The organism is Bacillus fungorum, assembly GCF_002746455.1.
GTDB lineage: Bacteria > Bacillota > Bacilli > Bacillales > Bacillaceae_G > Bacillus_A > Bacillus_A fungorum.
The window spans coordinates 111,051-130,519 of the sequence record NZ_NWUW01000014.1 but is presented as its reverse complement, the minus strand read 5'-3'; the positions used below and the strand labels follow the sequence as shown (position 1 = coordinate 130,519).

Sequence of the window (19,469 nt, the reverse complement as noted above, 5' to 3'; positions counted from 1 at the left end):
CTTCCTCAAACAAGCGGAAAAGAACCGCTCGTTTGAGGAAGAAAATCGAAAAAATAACAAAAGCCACGAAGAAAATAAATTTTCTCTGTGGCTTTTAGTCATTTAAAGGAGCTTTTGGGACAACTCCTTTTTTGTTGTAAATTAATTGAGATTATTGAAAAATAGAGAAAGAATGAAAGAGGGGGAAAATAAATGAAAGTATGTATATTGGGAGCAACAGGGAGAGTAGGTTCAAACATAATAAAATTAGCATTAAAGGATTCAGCTGAAGTGACTGCATTAGCGCGTGATTTAAATAGAATAGAAATACATCATGAAAGGTTACGAGTGATAGAAGGTAATGTATTGAATGAAAATGATATAAAGAAAGCAATAAAAGGAAGCGATATAGTAATTAGTGCACTTGGGACGGATCAAAATGGGACATTAGCGAGGAGTATGCCACAAATTATAAAGGAAATGAAAGAAGAAGGGGTTCATAAAATCATTACAATAGGAACAGCGGGTATTTTACAAGCGAGAACAAATCTAAATTTATATCGTTTTCAATCAACGGAATCAAAAAGGAAGACAACAACCGCAGCAGAAGATCATTTAACTGCATATAAGATACTTAGTAGTAGTAATTTATGTTGGACGGTCGTTTGTCCGACGCATTTAATAGACGGTGATATGACAGGGGTATATCGAACCGAAAAAGATGTATTACCAGAAGATGGAGCAAAAATAACAGTTGGTGATACAGCACATTTTACGTGGAATCTGTGTAGGAAAAACCAATATGAGAATAGCCGAGTAGGTATTTCCTATTAAAAAACCATCCCGAAATTGGGATGGTTAAAAGACGATATAACATACAAATATGATAATCATAATGATTTGGAGAATGGCTTTCGCTACTGTACTGCTTAAAAAACCAACTACAGTAGCAACTCCTACTAGAAAGGCGTCTTTTGGCGCTTTTTTATGCATTAGTTCTGTAATAAATACCGATAAGAACGGGATGATAATTAAACCGAATGGTGGGAAGAAGAAAGATCCAACAATGATCGAAATCATACCGACACGTTCTCCCCATTTAGAACTCCCGTATTTCTTTAAGAAATATCCATTTGCAATAAAATCAGCAACGAAAATGAATAGTGTGAAAATGACTTGAATAATCCAAAAGGAAGTTGTTAGTTCTCCGCCATTTATACCAAAATGGTAAATGAAATATCCAGCCCAAACAGCAAGGATGCCTGGAATTATAGGATAAATAAAGGCGAGAAACGAAACAATGAAACAGGCAATGATACAGATTGTTAATAATACTGTCACTTTATAACTCCTTTTTCGTTTCTAATTTATGTACCGCAATTTTTTTCACTTGATGTCCATCAAGTTCTAGTGCTTTAAATTGAAAACCAGCAAATTCAATAGAATAACCAGCCTCAATATTTAAGTCCACTGCTTGAGAGAGGAGCCAGCCTCCAATTGTATCTAAATCGCTATCATCAATATGTAGACCAAACATATCATTTACTTCAGAGATGAGCACTTTCCCATCTAAAACAGTAAGCTTCGGTGTACGTTTTTCAATCATAGGTGATTCATCCGCATCAAACTCATCTTGAATTTCTCCAATGATTTCTTCAAGAATATCTTCCATTGTTAAAAGTCCAGCAGTACCACCATATTCATCCATAATGATTGCCATCTGAACACGATTTTTTTGTAGATGTACTAACGTTTTGCGAATTGGAACAGTTTCAAATACAGTTAATACTGGATGTATGTAAGATTCGAGTGGCTTATGAATGCCTTTCGTTTGATCATGAAATACTTCTTTCGTATTAATCATACCGATTATATCATCTTTATCTTTTTCGATGATAGGATAGCGTGTATACTTTTCAGTTGCAACGATATCCATGTTTTCTTCTAACGTATTTTCAGTAGATAAGCAAATCATTTCTGTACGAGGGACCATAATTTCTTTTGCAACTCGGTCGTCAAATTCAAAAATATTATTTACATATTTATACTCGGTTTGATTTATTTCGCCGCTTTTGAAACTTTCCCCTAAAATGAGTCGTAGTTCCTCTTCAGAATGGGCAAGTTCATTTTCTTTCGCAGGCTCTAAACCGAGTAGTTTTGTGAAAAAGATAGCTGTACTATTTAGTAGCCAAATGAATGGATACATAATTTTATCAAATAAAATAAGTGGTCTTGCAAATTTAAGTGTGATTGCTTCTGCTTTTTGAATTGCGAAAGACTTTGGAACTAATTCACCTAATACAACATGGAAAAATGTAATTACACTAAAAGCAATAATAAAGGATAAAGTATTCGCCATTGTTCCAGTAATATTAATTTTTTCAAATAGCGGTCGTAATAGATGTTCCACAGTCGGTTCACCGAGCCAACCAAGCCCTAATGAAGTAATTGTAATCCCGAGCTGACAAGCTGATAAATAAACATCTAAATTAGATATGACACTTCTTGCAGCTAAAGCTTGTTTATTGCCTTCATTTGCAAGCTGGTCAATTCGACTTTTTCGTACTTTTACAACAGCGAATTCTGATGCAACGAAAAAGCCGGAAATAAGGATAAGTATAAAGATGAGAAAAATATTTAATATGTCCAAGTGTGTTCTCTATTCCGTATTTGGGAATAAAGATGTCACCTCCTGCAATTATGTTATACTTTTATAATAAATCCAAATGAAAAGAATAGTCAAAGAAAAAGGATAAATATTGGTATGTTTCTGTAATGGTTTTTGAATTTGCTGTTATTTTGTCCGCTATACAAAAGGAATAACCCCCTACTTTCAGATTCTAGAGGGTTATTTCCAATTAAGGTTTTGGAATACTTCTCGTTAAAGCGTATGATTGTTGTTTAAAATGGTTTGTCGTCCATAGTGTTTGAAGGAATGAGAGTATGCAATACGGTATATACAAAAGTAATAAGCTAATTGTAACAATAATAGGTGCATTTCCTCCGAATTGAACGATAAATTGCAATAGTCCACTTGCATGGAAAACGCATTCCATAAAAACGAATGAAAGAATAATGGAACCTAAAATAGATTTATGATTCGAGGTAAGCGCTAAAAACAATGTGTCTACAAGGAAAGAGGATTGTTTTATTTCATATTCATTTCTGTTACTTAAGAACGGAATCCATTTTTTTATGGTTTGCATAACGATAATCATGGAAGTACTACAAACGATGATAAAAGATGAGTAGTAAGGAAGCTTTATAAATTTTGCGATGTATAGGAGTAGTAATAAGACTGAGCATTGTAAAAATACAGTACAAAAAGAATAAGGTATCCATCTTAATAAAGAAGTGAACTTTTTAATCGAATGAGGCGCTTTAAAAAATAAATGGCCGATCCCTAAACTGATGAAGAATCCAATCGCAAGAGTAAAGGTAAAACGAACAATCGATAAAAAATATATTTCCCATATGTAAGGGAATAACGGTGTTGAATGATTTGAAGTATGTACCATTGGATTTACTGAGAAAAAGATAGATTCATGCATCCAATCAATCTTTGGAATTGTCATAGAAGAAAGCTGTGCGAAGTTATGAAAAATACTTATAAAGCCAGTTATGTAAGAGTATTTATGTGTAATGAATAAAGCCGGAATAGGACTGATGATAAATATAATGAGAACACCAATAATAAATTTACATATATGTGAGCGCAATAAAGACATGTAATCACCTGCTATTATAATATTCAGAAAATTCTTATTCTTATTTTAGCTTTTTTCGGAGTAAGTTACAATATATTTTTTTAAAAGAAGTTTAGTATTGTAGTGGATAGAATTGAATGAAACGTGAATAAATTATGACAAGAAAACGAATAATTTTCAGAAAAGTAAAATAAATTATTTATTTTTTTCTGAAAATATAATATAGTTATGGCACAGAAAGTATTTTAACATAAGGAGGCTGTTTATGAGGATTAAAGGGAATTATGTGCCGAAAAGGGAAGTTTTATTTTGCTCAAGTTCAATTACGATAGGGGAAGCACTGGAGCATTTAAATAAAACTGGCTATCGTTGTGTACCAGTTTTAGATGAAAAAAAAGAGAAATATTTAGGGAATATATATAAAGTAGATATTTTAGAATATAAAGGTTCACTGGAAGAGAGTGTATTACAATTATTAAACGATAAAGAAGGATATGTCAGAGAAGATTCTTCGTTCTTTAAAGTATTTTTTACAATAAAAAAATTACCTTATTTATCAGTAGTTGATGAAAAAGGAGTTTTTCTTGGGATTTTAACGCATAAAAAAGTTTTTGAGTTATTAGAAGATGCTTGGGGCGTTCATTCTAGTAAATATTCTGTCATGATTGGGACACAAGATTATAATGGGGCAATTCAAAAATTATCAACAGTATTAAAAAAATATACAGGTATCCAAAGTTTAATGACTTTTGATAATGATGCCTTATTAGTTCGTAGAATTATGTTTACATTAGGAGAAGAGTTTAACGACGGTGAATTAGAGACGTTATTGAGAGATTTAGAAGATCACGGATTTAGAGTTGTGTATGTGGAAGAGATGAAAAATCCATGTGAAGTTGAAACGATAGAGTAACATGCAAAAGCCGTCTAATTATGTTAGATGGCTTTTGTTATGTTACGTGTATAAAGTTATTTGAAAATAATGATAGCATAATAGGTGAGATTGTAACAATATTTGTGCAAAAGAATAAAAAATGTAGATAATTTTGATTTTCAAAAAAATCAATTTAAAAATATGTTTTTATTTTTCAACTAAATATGTTACTATATGTGTGATAAAAACAAAGAGGTCTGACAACTACACCCCACGTAATACCACTCTAATGAGTTGAAAATTCAAAAAAATCAAAAATTGATAATTAGAGTAAGAATAAGGGGAATGGAGAAATTATGGAGAAAGACACTGCTTTGTAAGGGGCATATTTTATCATCTTGAGCAGAGAGGAGGATGCATAGCATATTGTGAAAATAGAGATAAACAATGAAAAAGTGCTATGCAAATGAAAAGCATGAAGGGACGTTTAAGGCCAGGTGATACGGTAGCAATTGGTTTAATGTTATTTGCACTATTTTTAGGAGCAGGAAATTTAATTTTCCCGCCAGTTTTAGGGCAACAAGCTGGAGAGAATGTTTGGGTTGCTACAATTGGATTCCTTGTAACGGGAGTCGGATTACCTCTATTAGCTGTAACAGCTGTCGCGTTTGTAGAGGGGGACTTGAAAGCGCTATCTTCTAGAGTTCACCCTATATTTGCGTTTATTTTTCCATTGATTAGTTATTTAGCGATTGGACCATTTTTTGCGATTCCGCGTACGGGAGCCGTTTCATTTGAAATGGGTATAAAGCCATTTTTATCAGAGGCATTGGTTTCGGAGTGGTACATGCTATTTCTTTTCACGATAATTTTCTTCGGAATAACGTGGTATTTATCTTTAAATCCATCTAAATTAGTAGATTGGTTCGGGAAATTTCTTACACCAGTATTGGTATTGATTGTTGCTGTTATTGTCGGAAAGGCAATTATTGATCCGATTGGAGAACCAGCTGCGCCGCTAGCGGCATACAAAGAAAATGCTTTCTTTGGTGGATTTATTCAAGGATATTTAACGATGGATGCAATTAGTGCGCTTGTATTTGGAATTGTTGTTGTACAAGTTATTCGCTCTAAAGGAATAAAAGAGAGTAGTCAAATTGCAAAAATAACAGTCGTATCAGGTATTATTGCTGTACTTGGTTTAACGTTAATCTATTTGTCACTTGCTTATCTTGGTTCAACAAGTACATCACTTGGTATCTCGGAGAATGGTGGACTTATTTTAACGAATGTCGTAAATGAGTTATATGGAACAGGTGGTAAAATTTTATTAGGACTTGTTATTATACTAGCTTGTTTAACAACTTCTGTTGGATTAACATCAGCTTGTGCGGGCTTCTTTACAAACTTATTCCCAAAACTTTCGCATAAAACAATTGTAACAATGGTATGCGTGTTTAGTTTAATTGTATCTAACCTAGGTTTAACACAATTAATCGCAGTTACTTTACCAGTGTTAATGATCATTTATCCAGTTGCAATCGTATTAATCGTACTTTCTTACTTCCATAAATGGATTGGGAAGCGTAATACCATTTATATTGGAGCTATTTTAGGTGCATTATTAATTAGTTTCTTTAACGGTTTAGAAAGTGCGAAGATTAAAATTGACGCGATTTCTAACGTACTACAAATGTTACCATTATATAATGAAGGAATAGGATGGTTAATCCCATCATGTATTGGCGGGATCCTCGGTTTCTTCTTCTATAAATCAAATGAATCAAGTGAATTACAAAAGAAAGGTGCTTAGGCGCCTTTCTTTTTTTAAAGGGGATTTATAGATTTTGTCTAAGTAATAATTAGGAGGAAACAAGAGTAAATAAAAATCTGTAAATAAATATAAAAAAATATAATTTAAGGTTGTTTATTTTATGGAATTCAACACGTAATATTTTCAGGTGATGAAAATGAAAAATTATATTTCAATTGGGAAAGCTACAAACATATTAGGAAAAACGCAACAAACTTTACGGAATTGGGATAAAGAAGGTATTTTTATTGCGGATAGAACACCAAAAAATCCGTATTAGAAAAGGGTGGAAAGGATGAAAACAACACGGGCTTGTAAAATCAGTTCTATCACAAAAGAACAAACGGAAGATTTAATTACTTTGATTCGTACGTTCGAAAGTGCAAAACGATATAGTTTGAATCGTTTGATTGAGGGCGAAAACGAGAAAGAATTGATAAAAAAACTACAGCCTAAATATTTGTTAAATAAACGTTTTTGTGAAGATGCGGTTTTACAAGCGCAAACAATCCTTTCCTCTCAAAAAGAACTTCTTCCTGTTTACCTAGAAAACAATCAAAAAAAGTTAGAAAAGACGTTACAAAAAATAGATGATTATGAAAGCGGCAAAAAAAGACCTAAACAAGTTTCATTAGAAACTTGTTTAATTGGTTTAAGAAAACGAAAACAAAAATTAGAACAGAGAATAGAAACGTATGCAAAACATATTAAAAATAAAACATTACCTCCTATTATTTTTGGTGGTCGGAAAAATTTCTATGAAAGAATGAAAAGCAAGATATCCAATCAAGAATGGAAAGATTTGCGTCCACGACAATTATATTCTCGTGGAGATAAAAGCAAAAAAGGGAATTTGAACATGCGCATTACAGTTGATGACTGTGGGCAAGGATGGTTAGAAATTGCAAATCCATTAAGACTAACAAATGGAAAAACAAAAAGCCCACGAATCAAAGTTCCGATTATCATTCCATATCGTTTTTATCATTAAATTACAAATGTCGTTAGGAGAGAGCAAATCGGTGTAAATCCAAAAGGAAAACCGATTATAGAGCATCAAAAATATAGTGTAGAAATCATTCGTAAACAAAATGAATTTTATGTAAATATTACGTTTGATGAAACGGAAATAGGTCGTGTACTAGATCTCAAGGAAACACCACAATCAGATGTAATTGCAGGAATCGATGTAAATCCGGACCGTATTGCAGTTAGTTTATGTACAAAACAAGGTAATTTTAAAGGTTCAAAAATTTTTTGTCTACACAATCTTAATACGTTTTCAACAAACAAACGCGGAACGATAATTGGACAAATCGTACAACAAATTAAAACATGGTTGTTGGAAAACAATGTAGGTGGAATTGTTTTAGAAGATTTAAAGTTTCAACAATCTCAGGATACTGATGCATACAGTAATCGTAATTTCCATCAATTTACGTATAAAAAGATGTTGAACAGTTTAATTCGTATGGCTCTTCGCAACGGGTTTTCTGTCAAAACAGTGAATCCTGCTTATACAAGTGTGATTGGAAAATTAAAATATAGTAAAAAATACGGTATTAGCGTTCATGAAACAGCCGCATTTACGATCGCAAGACGTGGATTAGAATTGCAAGAACAAGTACCAAAAGAAATTATTTTATTATTAAAAAACCAAATTACAACAAAACTGCGTATTCTTGTTGCTTCTATGGAAGAAAGTAAAAAGAATACGAAAAAAGTATATAAAAAATGGTTACAAACAATTCAAACGTGGAAAGAACATCATAATTGGAAATTGTGGAGCATTCTTCACAAAACTGTTTATATGAGCAATCAACAATTCGTATTTAAAATTTAAATGAGAAGGGGGTACTGGTTTCTTTCTTATAACCTCTTGCATACTACTGACTTGGATGAATGGTAGTATGCAAGAACAGACCGTTCCTAACAGGAACCTGCCGTCACTCTTTCACAATAGGTGGATGAAAAGGTCACAACCCTTACGAACAGGAAAAAAGGTGAGATTCCTTTTCGGTAGTTGGCATTTGACTTGGTTCGCCAACAATGTATAGATTTTTATAAGAATTTCAAACCAGGAATGATAAAATGGCTAATTTTGAAGATTTTTTAACTCTGGATGTAAGAATTGGAACTGTAACACACGCAGAGGAATTTAAAGAAGCTAGAGTGCCAGCGATTAAACTAGAAATTGATTTTGGGGAGCTTGGAATGAAGCAGTCAAGTGCTCAAATTACGAAGAGATATAACCCAGAAGACTTAATCGGTCAGCAAATCGTTGCTGTTGTGAATTTTCCACCAAAACGTGTAGCTGGATTTAAATCAGAAGTACTTGTTTTAGGAGGAGTACCAGAAGCTGGTGATGTTGTATTACTTCAGCCGAATATGGAATTACCAAATGGAACAAAAATTAGTTAGTGTAAAGGCGGGGGAACATGGATATCGGACGCGAATATTTACAATGTGCCACTTTGAATTTTAAAGCAACAAAGAAGCAAGGAGAGAGGGTGCTTTCACAATTATCATATGAACAGATTGAATGGTCTTCTCATGAAGAAACAAATAGCATAGCAATTATAATTAAGCATCTACACGGTAATATGCGTTCTAGATGGACGGATTTTTTAACATCTGATGGTGAAAAAATAGATCGTAACCGAGATGCTGAATTTGAAGGTGGTTATTCTTCTAAAGAAGAGGTACTCGCAGCATGGAATAAAGGATGGGAATATGTTTTTAATACGATGAATGTGCTAACACCGGAAAACTTATTACAGACGATATATATTCGTGGTGAAGCACAAACTGTAATGCAAGCAATTGAAAGACAAATTTCTCATTATGCTTTGCACATTGGCCAAATGATTTATATCGGTAAAATGTTAAAAGAAAATGATTGGGAATGTTTAAGCATTCCTAGAGGGCAGTCTGCACGTTATGTAGGGAAAAAGCGTTCAACATAATAATTAGGAAAAAAACCGATATAAAATTGGAAATAAGAAAATGAGCCAAATAATAGATGGTTCTGTAATCATAAGAATACTCCCAAAAATAAGTCCGTATATAATAAGAAAGAAATTTAATAGTGTATTCACAGGGATAAATCTCGAGATGAACACTTGCTATCGTTTAAAGCAACCAATGTGAAATAAATACAAGCGGAAGTACAATGTGGCAGTAATAAGATCTTTATTTCGCGTAATTCTTTTTTTGCATGTATGACAGATGAACGGTGGTTGCATCTCATTACGCTCCATTTTTCATATTTGTAATCATGTAAGACAAAAGTAGGTATAAAGTGTATATCCCTACATACGCTCCTGATATAAGAAAAAACGGATTTAGTAAAATGCTATGAATGCTTGTCATGAAAACTAAATCTTGCATTAAAACATCATATATATGAATAGAAATAATTGTACCGAGTACATAAATTGCTAAGTATGCTGAGATATGGAATGCAACACGGATTGTAGGATACTTAGCGAGCCAATAAAAAATACATGATAGTACAATGGGTAATGTTCCTATTAGTAGCTTCAATTCATTTCACCTCATTAACAATATAGCCGGAATTTAGACGGTCTATTCTCTAGAGCTTGTACATAACTTGAAATAGAGAGGTGATAGTATGAATCGAGGCTTTTTTTATGTGAAATTCACGAGTGTACGTAAGTTAGTATTATTTATTATAGCTACAGTACTAGCGACTTTTTTTCTTATTAGTATGATGGTAACCTCTATGAAAGAGACAAAGTCAACGTATTTATATAATTGGTTAAATGAGTTATCGATGAATGGTTACATGTATGTTCTTGGGAAAGAGAATCATTATTTTACACAGGAATATCGAAATTTAAATCAAGATTTTTCAATATCTTCGTTTCTCTTTTCTATGGCTACGAATATTCGTTTTAACGATGTACGCAGTTTTGTCGGCAAAGAGCTACCTGGTTTTGGTAAGTACGATACAGAAATTGTTATTGCGGGTGAAGGGACAAATTATTCTAACTTACCGATAGAGTCGAGCGTTCCACTTGAAGAAGTAGTAAAAGAACGGACTGGAGAAGGTGGACAGGCTCCAAAGCCTGATACGAATAAAGAGAAAAAGCAACCGGCTCAAACGACAGGAAAAAGACAAGTTGCGTTTATTTATCATTCACATAGCTGGGAATCTTATTTGCCGTTACTGAATTTAGCAAATGATCCAAATCCGAATAAAGCGACAAGTTCCGTCACGAATATTTCAATAGTCGGCGACCGATTTCGTGAACAATTAGCAAGTGAAGGGATCGGAGCTACTAACGACAAGACTGATGTCGGTCAAAAGTTGATTAGTAAAGGGTTGAATAGTAATAGTTCTTACAAAATGTCACGAGAAATTGTACAAGAAGCAATGACCGGTAATAAGGAACTGCAGTACTTTTTTGACTTACATCGTGATAGTGCTCGGAAAAATGTAACGACAAAAACAATTGGAGATAAATCATATGCGAAGCTTGCTTTCGTCATAGGAAAAGGCAATAAAAATTATGAAAAGAACTTACAATTAGCAACGGCTTTACATGAGACGATTAGTAAGAAGTATCCAGGAGTGAGTCGTGGTGTCATTCAAAAAGGATTCCAAACAGGAAATGGTGTCTATAATCAAGACTTATCAGGGCAAGCAATATTAATTGAAGTTGGCGGTGTAGATAATACAGAGGAAGAACTAAATCGATCGATTGATGCACTTGCTAAAGCGTTTGGTGATTATTTCTGGCAGGCAGAAAAAGTGAATGGATAAAGTGAAACAGAAATGAATGAGAGAGTCTGAAAAAACGTGAGTGTAATGCTTGCGTTTTTTTGTAATTAATAATGCGTCACATAATAGACATAATTTGTCGTTGTTATAGTAATATCGAAATTTGTCAAATTATACTGGGAGATTTACAAAGGGATTTTCTAGTAAGTAGAGAAAATCTTTTTACAAGGAAAACTTTTTATTATGAGATTGGTAGGGTGATTGAAGTGATTAGAGAAATCAAAGTAGAGGATGCAGCATCATTTTTGCAATTAAGTAAGCAATTAGATGAAGAAACAAAATTTATGTTATATGAACCAGGAGAAAGAAAATTTATAGTTAAGCAACAAGAACAAATGATTCATCACTTTATAGAAAATAAGTATGCAACAATATTTGTAGCAGTTGAAGATGAGAGGATAGTAGGGTTTATTTTAGTGAATGGAAATCATATTCAAAGAAAGAGACATGTAGCAGGTATTGTAATTGGTATTTTGCAAGAGTATAGTGGGCGAGGTATTGGGACCGGGTTGTTTAAAGAGGTCGAGAAGTGGGCAAGATTACATGATGTATGGCGTTTAGAATTAACGGTAATGGCCCACAATACAAGAGCTCTGGCACTATATAAAAAAGCTGGATTTGTGAAAGAAGGTGTCAAAAGAGCTGCTCTTATTATCGATGGAGAGAACATCGATGAGTATGAAATGGCCAAATTATTAAAATAAGAGGTCGTTATATGAAAAAAAGATGGGTACTACTTGGTATCGTAGCGGCGATACTCATTGTTGGAGTAGCAGGAATCAATTATAAAATGTATAAGGATAAGCAGGCGCGCGAGGTAAATGTAAATAACATATTTCCGAAAGCGAAAGAAACGATTGCGAATATGGATGGGGATATTGCGGTAATTAGTAATCCGAATTCAATGCTTGTGCTTGTGAATAAAAGTAGGCGTTTACCAGATGGGTATAGACCGCCAGATTTAGTTATTCCGAAAGTACGCTACTCAAGTGAAGGTGATCAAGAAAAGAAAAAAATGAGGGAAGAGGCAGCCAGTGCGCTTGAGGAAATGTTTCAGCAAGCTGATAAGGAGCATATTTTCCTTTTTGCAGTCTCTGGATTTAGATCTTTTGATCGACAAAAAGCATTAAATACGATGTATAAAAAGCAAGATGGAGAAGCAAAAACAGCAATGTCGAGTGCAGTTCCTGGAACGAGTGAACATCAAACGGGACTAGCTATGGATATTACATCTCAATCTGCTAAGTTTCAGTTAGAGACAATTTTTGGTGAAACGAAAGAAGGGCAGTGGCTTTCTGAAAATGCCCATAAATTTGGTTTTGTCATTCGATATACAAAAGCGAAAGAATCGCTTACTGGCTATCGATATGAACCATGGCACGTAAGGTATGTGGGGAACCCACAAGCTACATATTTATATGAAAATCAACTGACACTTGAAGAAGTAACTCAGTGAACAATTGAGGGGAGAGAAAGATTATGACGGTGTTATATAAGAAAAAAGTACACGCATATGTGACAAGAGAAAAAGAAGGAGTTATGCAACTGCTTGTTTTTAAACATCGTGATATACCTGAATGTGGTATACAAATACCAGGGGGAACGGTTGATGAAGGAGAAACGGTAGAAGCAGCGATTTTACGAGAAGTACAAGAAGAGTCTGGATTACGTCATTTATGCATAGAACGATTCCTAGCTGATTACATCATACATGTAAAAGAGAAAAAGGAATATCAAAAACGCCATTTTTTCCACATAACGTTACCAACAGATGTAAAAGATAATTGGGAACATACTGTAAGTGCCGGTGAGGAAGATGAAGGTTTAGTATTTTGCTACGAATGGATTGATATTGCAAAATGCCCTGAATTAGCCGGGAAACAAGGTGAGTTTTTACATTTGTTAGATGAAGTATATGTAAAGTAATAAAAGGGTCTGAAGCGGAAGTTCATTCGTTCCAGACTTTTTTTATTTTTCAGGAAATAAAAGGTTTTTATATTGGTAAGTTGAATTCTTTTAAAGGGATTGTAATTGTATATGCGAGGAGTGGAGAAAATGAAAAACTAATAGGTACATGTAATCAATAAAAGGTTTTATAGAAGGAGAATGATGATGGAGATTCAGTTCAATACACTACTACAAAAAGAATTAACAATTCATGATATACAAAAAGCAATGACAGCTGGGCAATTAACTTCAAAAGAATTAGTCATGTATTACCTTCATAGAATCGCAAAGTATGATCAAGACGGACCTAAAATCAATTCTATTTTAGAAATCAACCCGGATGCTATCTTTATTGCAGAAGCGCTAGATCATGAAAGAAAAACAAAAGGTGTAAGAGGTCCACTACACGGTATACCTGTTTTACTTAAAGACAATATTGAAACGAATGACTCTATGCATACAAGTGCAGGTACGATTGCTCTAGAACAAAATATAAGTAGTGAAGATGCATTTCTCGTAAAAAAACTGCGAGAAGCAGGAGCAGTGATAATAGGAAAAACAAATATGACAGAATTAGCAAATGGAATGTCTTTTGACATGTGGGCTGGATATAGTGCAAGAGGTGGGCAAACAATAAACCCTTACGGTACAGGTGAGGATGATATGTTTGTTGGAGGCTCAAGTACAGGGTCTGCGATAGCAGTTGCCGCTAATTTTACAGTAGTATCTGTTGGAACGGAAACAGATGGTTCTATATTGAGTCCAGCTGTTCAAAACTCTGTAGTAGGTATTAAACCGACTGTTGGTCTAATTAGTCGTAGGGGAATTATTCCGCTTACTTATTCACAGGATACAGCGGGACCTTTTGCTAGAACGGTAACAGATGCGGCTATTTTACTAGGGAGCTTAACTGGGGTAGATGAAAAAGATGTAGCTACTCATAAAAGTGAAGGAATGGCATATCAAGATTATACGTCTTACCTCGATGCTAATGGTTTAAAGGGAGTGAAAATTGGTGTATATAGTAATGCACCAAAAGATTATTATGAAACTGGTGAGTATGATGAAAGCTTGTTTAAGGAAACGATAGAAGTATTGCGTAGTGAGGGTGCGACGGTAGTAGAGGATATTAATATTCCGTCTTTTCATAGAGAATGGAGCTGGGATGTATCGCTCTATGAATTAAAGCATAGTTTAGATAACTATCTTTCGAAATTACCTTCCACTATTCCAGTGCATTCTATTTCAGAGTTAATGGCGTTTAATGAAAATATAGCAGAAAGGGCTCTGAAATATGGACAAACTAAGTTAGAGAGAAGAAAAGATTTTCCTAATACGTTAAGAAATCCAGAATATTTAAATGCAAGATTAGAAGATATATATTTTTCACAAGAACAAGGCATTGATTTTGCACTGGAAAAATATAATCTTGATGCGATTCTGTTCCCTTCTTATATAGGCTCGACTATATGTGCGAAAGCAGGTTATCCGTCTATAGTAATACCGGCGGGATATATGGATAACGGGAGACCGTTTGGAATTACGCTTGCAGGCACTGCTTTTTCTGAGGGGACTTTGATTAAACTAGCATATGCTTTTGAACAAGCGACAAAGCATCGGAAAATCCCTAACTTATCATGAATAAAATAAATAGGACAGGGATTCCTGTCCTATTTATTTTGTTAATTAAAGTGAAATATCTTTTTGCTCTGTCTTATCATATTTTAATAAGTTAAATGATAAACAAGCAGAGCATAAAATAAGGATAGAAGCGAGAATATAAATCGTACGAACACCGAACAGATCGGTAATAATTCCAACGCTAAGCATAGAAAGACCAGAAGCTGCGGAAAGGAGTGCGCCATGAGCTGTATACATTTTTGATAGTAAAGTAGGGGCGACACTTGATTGTAGAACTGTCGTTTGAGAAATATCTCTAATTTGATAACATGGTCCCATTAGAACACATAGAAAAAGCGCAATAAACCCGCTACTTGTCATTCCATATAAAAATGTAAGAATACTGAACATAAGAGAGCCTATCGCCATGGAACGTATTAAATTGTTTTGAATGTATGTACTCATTTTCCACGCTAATATCCCACCAATTAACGTCCCGACATAATAACTTGTATTAATATATCCCCACCATTCTTCTCCTTTATGAAGGACAGTCGTTACATACGCCATCGTAATAGCACCGATCCATATCGTCCCTGCGAAAGTTTCAATTAAGTCCATACATGTAACGGTACGGAGAGAAGGATTCCGAAATAAGAGTTTCCAGCCTTCCAATAAAGCAGCGCCTTTTGAAGAAGAAGGCCCTATTACTCGTTCAGTATATATGGAACATAATGAAACGTGTAGTGCAACACATCCGAAAATCATCAAAATGTTATTCATCATGAGTGTAGAAGTAGCGCCGATAAGAAGAACAATAACACTTGTAAATGAATAAGCAGCGGCTTGCGCAATTTGTGTGGAAAAAGAAAAAATACTATTTACTTTTACTAAATTTTCTTTCCGTGTAAGGCGAGGAAGGATACCGTATAATAATGGAGCGCTCCAGCCACTACATAATGAAATGAAAAAGATGAAAATTAATAGTGCTACAATGTTTGTGGAAAGGACCGGGAATAATATCATTAATAAAAATAATAGGACAGTTTTTGACCATTGTAGTGTAAACAGTAATGAATAAGATGGAAAACGATTCATTATAAGTGGTGCGGATGTATTTGCTATAAGATTAGTTATGACTTGGAGTAATGGAAACAGAGCAGTTAATGTAGCTGATTTCGTTGTGATATACATATGGGTTGTAATAATCATGATATATACGATGTCAGCGAGAGTAATGCATATTTTTGATCCTAAATAGTAAGTTAATGAACGATTTTGCAATCAGCACACAACCTTTCTGGGAAAAATATGACAGTAGTTATAATAATTATAATTTGAAAAATAAATTTTGAAAGAAGTAAATTTTTTGTCACTTTTTGAAAGGAAATTTCATGTATAATGAAGAATATATTAATATAGTATTTTAATAATACTCATTGTAACAGTGAATATGTACAATAGCTTGTAGTAAGCGCCCATGTATTAGAAAGGGCGGATAAACCATTCTTTTCTTCATATACATATAGAAAACGAGAAAGAAAGTGAGGGTTGCATATGGCTGCTTGGGTAATTTGGTTTATAATAGCTGGTATTTTATTTATTGCAGAAATGTTGTCGATTACATTTTACATGCTTTGGCTTGGAATTGGAGCTGTTGTCGGAGGTCTAATTGCTTTATTTGCTCCTGAAGCACTACTGTTACAAGTTATTGCTGGTGGGATTGTAAGTTTAACACTGACTTTCTTTACGAAAAGAATTTCAAAAAACTTTCGAGAAGCAAAAGGTTTTACTGATACAGTAGATATGCTAGTCGGTAAAAAAGGGATTATTATGCAAGCGATTACAAATGAAGCGAATGGTATTGTGAAGGTGGATGGAGATACTTGGACAGCTATTGCAGATGATCCAATTGAGGCTGGAGAAAAAGTTGTTGTTATAAAGAGAAATAGTACTATATTACAAGTGAAAAAGGAGAGTGAATAAATATGGTAGTCGCATTAACGCTAACGATTATATTTGCACTAATTGTTGTTACATTTATCGCATTAACAATAAAAATTATTCCACAGCAAAAAGTTGGGGTAGTTGAAAGATTTGGTAAGTTTCAGCGTGTTATGCAGCCAGGATTAAATTTATTAATACCAATTGTAGATCGCGTTCGTGTATATCATGACTTACGTATTCAACAAACAAATGTACCACCGCAAAAGGTAATTACGAAAGATAATGTACAAGTAGAAATTGATACGATTATTTTCTATCAAGTTGTTGAACCGGAACTTGCAACATACGGTATTTCAAACTATGAATACGGTGTTCGAAACATTACTTCAGCAACGATGCGTCAAATCATTGGTAAAATGGAACTGGATGAAACGTTATCTGGTCGTGAAAAAATTTCAACAGAAATTCGCTTAGCGCTTGATGAAGCAACAGAAAAATGGGGTGTTCGCATTGAACGTGTTGAAGTTGTCGATATTAATCCGCCGAAAGATGTGCAAGCGTCAATGGAAAAACAAATGAAAGCAGAACGTAATAAACGTGCAATCATATTAGAAGCTGAAGCTGCAAAGCAAGATAAAGTCCTTCGTGCTGAAGGGGAGAAGCAAAGTAAAATCTTAATGGCTGAAGGGGATAAAGAAGCACGTATTCGAGAAGCTGAAGGTATTAAAGAAGCAAAAGAATTAGAAGCGCAAGGGGAAGCAAGAGCGATTGAGGAAATTGCAAAAGCAGAACAAAACCGAATTGAATTACTTCGTGAAGCGAATTTAGATGAACGTATACTTGCTTACAAATCATTTGAATCATTAGCTGAAGTTGCGAAAGGGCCAGCAAATAAAGTCTTTATTCCATCTAATGCAATTGAAACACTTGGTACTCTCGGGGCAATTGGAGAAATCTTTAAAGAAAAACAAGCGAAGAAACTGCCTTTAAATAATACAGAAAAAGAACAATAAGAGTGAAAAAGAGAAATGGGATGCCATTTCTCTTTTTATTTTTTATCATTGTTTTAATTTATAAATTAAATGAGTAAGGGACGGGAGACCGTTCCTTTTTCATATACACTAAAAAATTCTCCTTGATTTCATAATATGAAATCAAGGAGAATTTGTAAGAAATAAAATTGGTATAATAATTGAAAATTCAGTCATCTAATGAAATTTCTAAACTTTTTAGTATATTATTATGGGAAATTGGAGGGGAAAGAATGGCAATTAGAACAGGGGAACAGTATATTGAAGGATTGAGAAAAAGAAATCCTGAAATTTGGATTGGAGGGAGAAAAGTAACGGATGTAGTAAATGAAGATGTTTTTCGTGAACCAATTATACAAATTGCAAACTTGTATGATATGCAGCACAATCCAGAATATCAAGATAAGATTACTCATATATGCGAAGAGACAGGAGAAAGGGTATCAAATGCATTTTTAGTACCGAAAAATTATGAGGATTTAAAAGTACGCCGTGAATTATTTGAAGTGTGGGCAAAAGCTACTTATGGTTTAATGGGTAGAACACCTGATTTTTTAAATGTAACGGTTACTTCGATGGCAAGTAATTCGTGGTTTTTTGAGAAGTTTAATCCAGAATGGGGAGCGAATATAAAAAATTATTATAAACATATAAGGGATAATGATTTATTTTTAACACACGCAATTATTAATCCGCAAAATGATCGGAGTAAGGCTTCTCATCAACAAGAAGATGAAACGATGCATTTAGGGGTAGTAAGTGAAACAGCAGAAGGGATGTATGTTAGTGGTGCTAAAATGTTAGCGACACTGGCGCCGATTACGGATGAGGTAATAATATATTCCTATCCAAGCTTTAAACCAGGTGATGAACGTCATGCAATTTCTTTTGCAGTTCCAATTGACGCACCAGGTCTAAGAATTCTATGTCGTGAGCCAATGCAAGATGGAAAACGATCGCTATTTGATCATCCGCTTGCATCAAGGTTTGAGGAAATGGATGCATTACTAGTATTTCATAATGTGTTTATCCCGTGGGATAAAGTATTTATTTATCAAAGTGTGGAAGCTGGGAATCAATTGTATCCTAAAACCGGAATTGGTCATCAACCAGCTCATCAATCTGGGGTAAGAGGGTTAGTAAAACTATCTTTTGCTGCTGAAGTAGCTATGAAATTAGCAGATTCGATTGGAGTAGATGGTTTTTTAAATGTACAAAACCAGTTAGCAGAGCTTATGCAAGATGTTGAAACGATACGCGCTCTCTTGCAAGTAGCTGAATATGAGTATGAAACGAATTCATATGGAGAAGTTATTCCTGCGAGGCTGCCGCTTGATACGATACGCAGTTTATTACCTAAGATGTATCCTCGGGCAATTGAGATAATTCAAACCATAGGTGCTGGTGGATTATTAATGTCACCGACAGGTGCTGATTTTATGAACCCCGAGATTCAAGATGATATGCAAAAATATTATATCGGGCGTGAAGGAGTATCCTCTGAGGAACGGGTTCGTTTGTTTAAATTAGCATGGGACTTATGTGGTGAGGCTTTTGGACAACGGTTATTACAATATGAGCGTTATTATTCTGGAGATCCAGTGCGTAAAATGGGAATGTTTTATAATGCGTACAAAAAACAACAAACTTTTTCACTTGTGAACAATGCATTGCAATCGAGTTCATCTGAAGGAGCCTTAAGTTAAACAAAAATGTTCGCGCTTACATTTTTGTTTGAAAAGGA

19 protein-coding genes and 2 pseudogenes are annotated in these 19,469 nt (G+C 34.2%); 15 read left to right on the top strand and 6 right to left on the bottom strand.

Annotated features, from left to right (window positions below):
- The first annotated feature begins 192 nt into the window (after positions 1 to 192).
- Positions 193 to 813 (top strand): NAD(P)-dependent oxidoreductase, encoded by a 621-nt coding sequence (locus CO726_RS19535; protein WP_099685369.1) that lies wholly within the window; start codon positions 193 to 195, stop codon positions 811 to 813.
- A 24-nt stretch (positions 814 to 837) separates the two neighbouring features.
- Here CO726_RS19535 and CO726_RS19530 read toward each other — a convergent pair whose 3' ends face one another.
- From CO726_RS19530 to CO726_RS19520, 3 genes are all read right to left on the bottom strand, one after another.
- A complete protein-coding gene (locus CO726_RS19530; RefSeq protein ID WP_000217327.1) occupies positions 838 to 1,320 on the bottom strand; it encodes a DUF456 domain-containing protein in 483 nt (160 codons plus the stop codon).
- A 1-nt stretch (position 1,321) separates the two neighbouring features.
- A complete protein-coding gene (locus tag CO726_RS19525) occupies positions 1,322 to 2,629 on the bottom strand; it encodes a hemolysin family protein (RefSeq protein ID WP_099685368.1) in 1,308 nt (435 codons plus the stop codon).
- A 208-nt stretch (positions 2,630 to 2,837) separates the two neighbouring features.
- A complete protein-coding gene (locus tag CO726_RS19520) occupies positions 2,838 to 3,707 on the bottom strand; it encodes a hypothetical protein (protein WP_099685367.1) in 870 nt (289 codons plus the stop codon).
- A 244-nt stretch (positions 3,708 to 3,951) separates the two neighbouring features.
- Here CO726_RS19520 and cbpA point away from each other — a divergent pair, with 244 nt between their 5' ends.
- The 6 genes and pseudogenes from cbpA to CO726_RS19495 all read left to right on the top strand — a co-directional run bounded on the left by cbpA (position 3,952) and on the right by CO726_RS19495 (position 9,339).
- Positions 3,952 to 4,599, top strand: coding sequence for a cyclic di-AMP binding protein CbpA (cbpA, locus tag CO726_RS19515; protein WP_099685366.1), 648 nt, complete (start codon positions 3,952 to 3,954; stop codon positions 4,597 to 4,599).
- Between the two features lie 436 nt (positions 4,600 to 5,035).
- Positions 5,036 to 6,373, top strand: a complete 1,338-nt coding sequence (gene brnQ4 / locus CO726_RS19510; protein WP_425427809.1) for a branched-chain amino acid transport system II carrier protein BrnQ4 — start codon at positions 5,036 to 5,038, stop codon at positions 6,371 to 6,373.
- Between the two features lie 157 nt (positions 6,374 to 6,530).
- The gene (locus CO726_RS32840) at positions 6,531 to 6,653 is read left to right on the top strand and encodes a hypothetical protein (RefSeq protein WP_281259846.1); all 123 of its coding nucleotides are present in this window, start codon (positions 6,531 to 6,533) and stop codon (positions 6,651 to 6,653) included.
- A gap of 15 nt (positions 6,654 to 6,668) precedes the next feature.
- Positions 6,669 to 8,216: pseudogene (locus CO726_RS19505) on the top strand (IS200/IS605 family accessory protein TnpB-related protein).
- A gap of 248 nt (positions 8,217 to 8,464) precedes the next feature.
- The gene (gene csaA, locus CO726_RS19500) at positions 8,465 to 8,794 is read left to right on the top strand and encodes a chaperone CsaA (RefSeq protein WP_001263041.1); all 330 of its coding nucleotides are present in this window, start codon (positions 8,465 to 8,467) and stop codon (positions 8,792 to 8,794) included.
- Between the two features lie 17 nt (positions 8,795 to 8,811).
- Positions 8,812 to 9,339, top strand: a complete 528-nt coding sequence (locus CO726_RS19495; protein WP_099685364.1) for a DUF1572 domain-containing protein — start codon at positions 8,812 to 8,814, stop codon at positions 9,337 to 9,339.
- Here CO726_RS19495 and CO726_RS19490 read toward each other — a convergent pair.
- Both CO726_RS19490 and CO726_RS19485 read right to left on the bottom strand, forming a co-directional pair.
- Positions 9,312 to 9,618, bottom strand: a pseudogene (locus CO726_RS19490) (permease). The gene CO726_RS19495 and the pseudogene CO726_RS19490 sit on opposite strands and share 28 nt — an antisense overlap.
- 4 nt (positions 9,619 to 9,622) lie before the next feature.
- Positions 9,623 to 9,919, bottom strand: coding sequence for a hypothetical protein (locus tag CO726_RS19485; protein ID WP_098760526.1), 297 nt, complete (start codon positions 9,917 to 9,919; stop codon positions 9,623 to 9,625).
- Positions 9,920 to 10,007: 88 nt separating this feature from the next.
- Between CO726_RS19485 and spoIIP the strand changes: the two genes are divergently transcribed.
- The 5 genes from spoIIP to CO726_RS19460 all read left to right on the top strand — a co-directional run bounded on the left by spoIIP (position 10,008) and on the right by CO726_RS19460 (position 14,768).
- A complete protein-coding gene (spoIIP, locus tag CO726_RS19480; RefSeq protein ID WP_098760525.1) occupies positions 10,008 to 11,162 on the top strand; it encodes a stage II sporulation protein SpoIIP in 1,155 nt (384 codons plus the stop codon).
- 224 nt (positions 11,163 to 11,386) lie between these two features.
- The gene (locus CO726_RS19475; RefSeq protein ID WP_136699752.1) at positions 11,387 to 11,884 is read left to right on the top strand and encodes a GNAT family N-acetyltransferase; all 498 of its coding nucleotides are present in this window, start codon (positions 11,387 to 11,389) and stop codon (positions 11,882 to 11,884) included.
- 11 nt (positions 11,885 to 11,895) lie between these two features.
- Positions 11,896 to 12,636 carry a M15 family metallopeptidase gene (locus CO726_RS19470; protein WP_099685362.1) on the top strand — a complete coding sequence of 247 codons (741 nt, stop codon included), beginning with the start codon at positions 11,896 to 11,898 and terminating at the stop codon, positions 12,634 to 12,636.
- 23 nt (positions 12,637 to 12,659) lie between these two features.
- Positions 12,660 to 13,106 (top strand): NUDIX hydrolase, encoded by a 447-nt coding sequence (locus tag CO726_RS19465; RefSeq protein ID WP_098760523.1) that lies wholly within the window; start codon positions 12,660 to 12,662, stop codon positions 13,104 to 13,106.
- A gap of 186 nt (positions 13,107 to 13,292) precedes the next feature.
- A complete protein-coding gene (locus tag CO726_RS19460; RefSeq protein WP_099685361.1) occupies positions 13,293 to 14,768 on the top strand; it encodes an amidase family protein in 1,476 nt (491 codons plus the stop codon).
- 45 nt (positions 14,769 to 14,813) lie between these two features.
- On the opposite strand, the gene CO726_RS19455 is transcribed toward CO726_RS19460, so the two are convergent.
- A complete protein-coding gene (locus tag CO726_RS19455; protein WP_099685360.1) occupies positions 14,814 to 16,031 on the bottom strand; it encodes an MFS transporter in 1,218 nt (405 codons plus the stop codon).
- 273 nt (positions 16,032 to 16,304) lie between these two features.
- Between CO726_RS19455 and CO726_RS19450 the strand changes: the two genes are divergently transcribed.
- The 3 genes from CO726_RS19450 to CO726_RS19440 all read left to right on the top strand — a co-directional run bounded on the left by CO726_RS19450 (position 16,305) and on the right by CO726_RS19440 (position 19,431).
- Positions 16,305 to 16,733 carry an NfeD family protein gene (locus tag CO726_RS19450; RefSeq protein ID WP_099685359.1) on the top strand — a complete coding sequence of 143 codons (429 nt, stop codon included), beginning with the start codon at positions 16,305 to 16,307 and terminating at the stop codon, positions 16,731 to 16,733.
- Between the two features lie 2 nt (positions 16,734 to 16,735).
- Positions 16,736 to 17,707, top strand: a complete 972-nt coding sequence (locus CO726_RS19445; RefSeq protein WP_087964264.1) for an SPFH domain-containing protein — start codon at positions 16,736 to 16,738, stop codon at positions 17,705 to 17,707.
- Positions 17,708 to 17,958: 251 nt separating this feature from the next.
- Complete coding sequence (locus CO726_RS19440; RefSeq protein WP_098760520.1) at positions 17,959 to 19,431, top strand: 4-hydroxyphenylacetate 3-hydroxylase family protein; 1,473 nt, start codon at positions 17,959 to 17,961, stop codon at positions 19,429 to 19,431.
- Positions 19,432 to 19,469: the final 38 nt, after the last annotated feature.

Excerpts from the sequence above, each read along its gene's own strand:
- CO726_RS19535 (WP_099685369.1), top strand. The coding sequence starts at position 193 with ATGAAAGTATGTATATTGGGAGCAACAGGGAGAGTAGGTTCAAACATA.
- CO726_RS19520 (WP_099685367.1), bottom strand. The coding sequence starts at position 3,707 with ATGTCTTTATTGCGCTCACATATATGTAAATTTATTATTGGTGTTCTC.
- cbpA (WP_099685366.1), top strand. The coding sequence starts at position 3,952 with ATGAGGATTAAAGGGAATTATGTGCCGAAAAGGGAAGTTTTATTTTGC.
- brnQ4 (WP_425427809.1), top strand. The coding sequence starts at position 5,036 with ATGAAGGGACGTTTAAGGCCAGGTGATACGGTAGCAATTGGTTTAATG.
- CO726_RS32840 (WP_281259846.1), top strand. The coding sequence starts at position 6,531 with ATGAAAAATTATATTTCAATTGGGAAAGCTACAAACATATTAGGAAAA.
- csaA (WP_001263041.1), top strand. The coding sequence starts at position 8,465 with ATGGCTAATTTTGAAGATTTTTTAACTCTGGATGTAAGAATTGGAACT.
- CO726_RS19495 (WP_099685364.1), top strand. The coding sequence starts at position 8,812 with ATGGATATCGGACGCGAATATTTACAATGTGCCACTTTGAATTTTAAA.
- spoIIP (WP_098760525.1), top strand. The coding sequence starts at position 10,008 with ATGAATCGAGGCTTTTTTTATGTGAAATTCACGAGTGTACGTAAGTTA.
- CO726_RS19470 (WP_099685362.1), top strand. The coding sequence starts at position 11,896 with ATGAAAAAAAGATGGGTACTACTTGGTATCGTAGCGGCGATACTCATT.
- CO726_RS19465 (WP_098760523.1), top strand. The coding sequence starts at position 12,660 with ATGACGGTGTTATATAAGAAAAAAGTACACGCATATGTGACAAGAGAA.
- CO726_RS19460 (WP_099685361.1), top strand. The coding sequence starts at position 13,293 with ATGGAGATTCAGTTCAATACACTACTACAAAAAGAATTAACAATTCAT.
- CO726_RS19450 (WP_099685359.1), top strand. The coding sequence starts at position 16,305 with ATGGCTGCTTGGGTAATTTGGTTTATAATAGCTGGTATTTTATTTATT.
- CO726_RS19445 (WP_087964264.1), top strand. The coding sequence starts at position 16,736 with ATGGTAGTCGCATTAACGCTAACGATTATATTTGCACTAATTGTTGTT.
- CO726_RS19440 (WP_098760520.1), top strand. The coding sequence starts at position 17,959 with ATGGCAATTAGAACAGGGGAACAGTATATTGAAGGATTGAGAAAAAGA.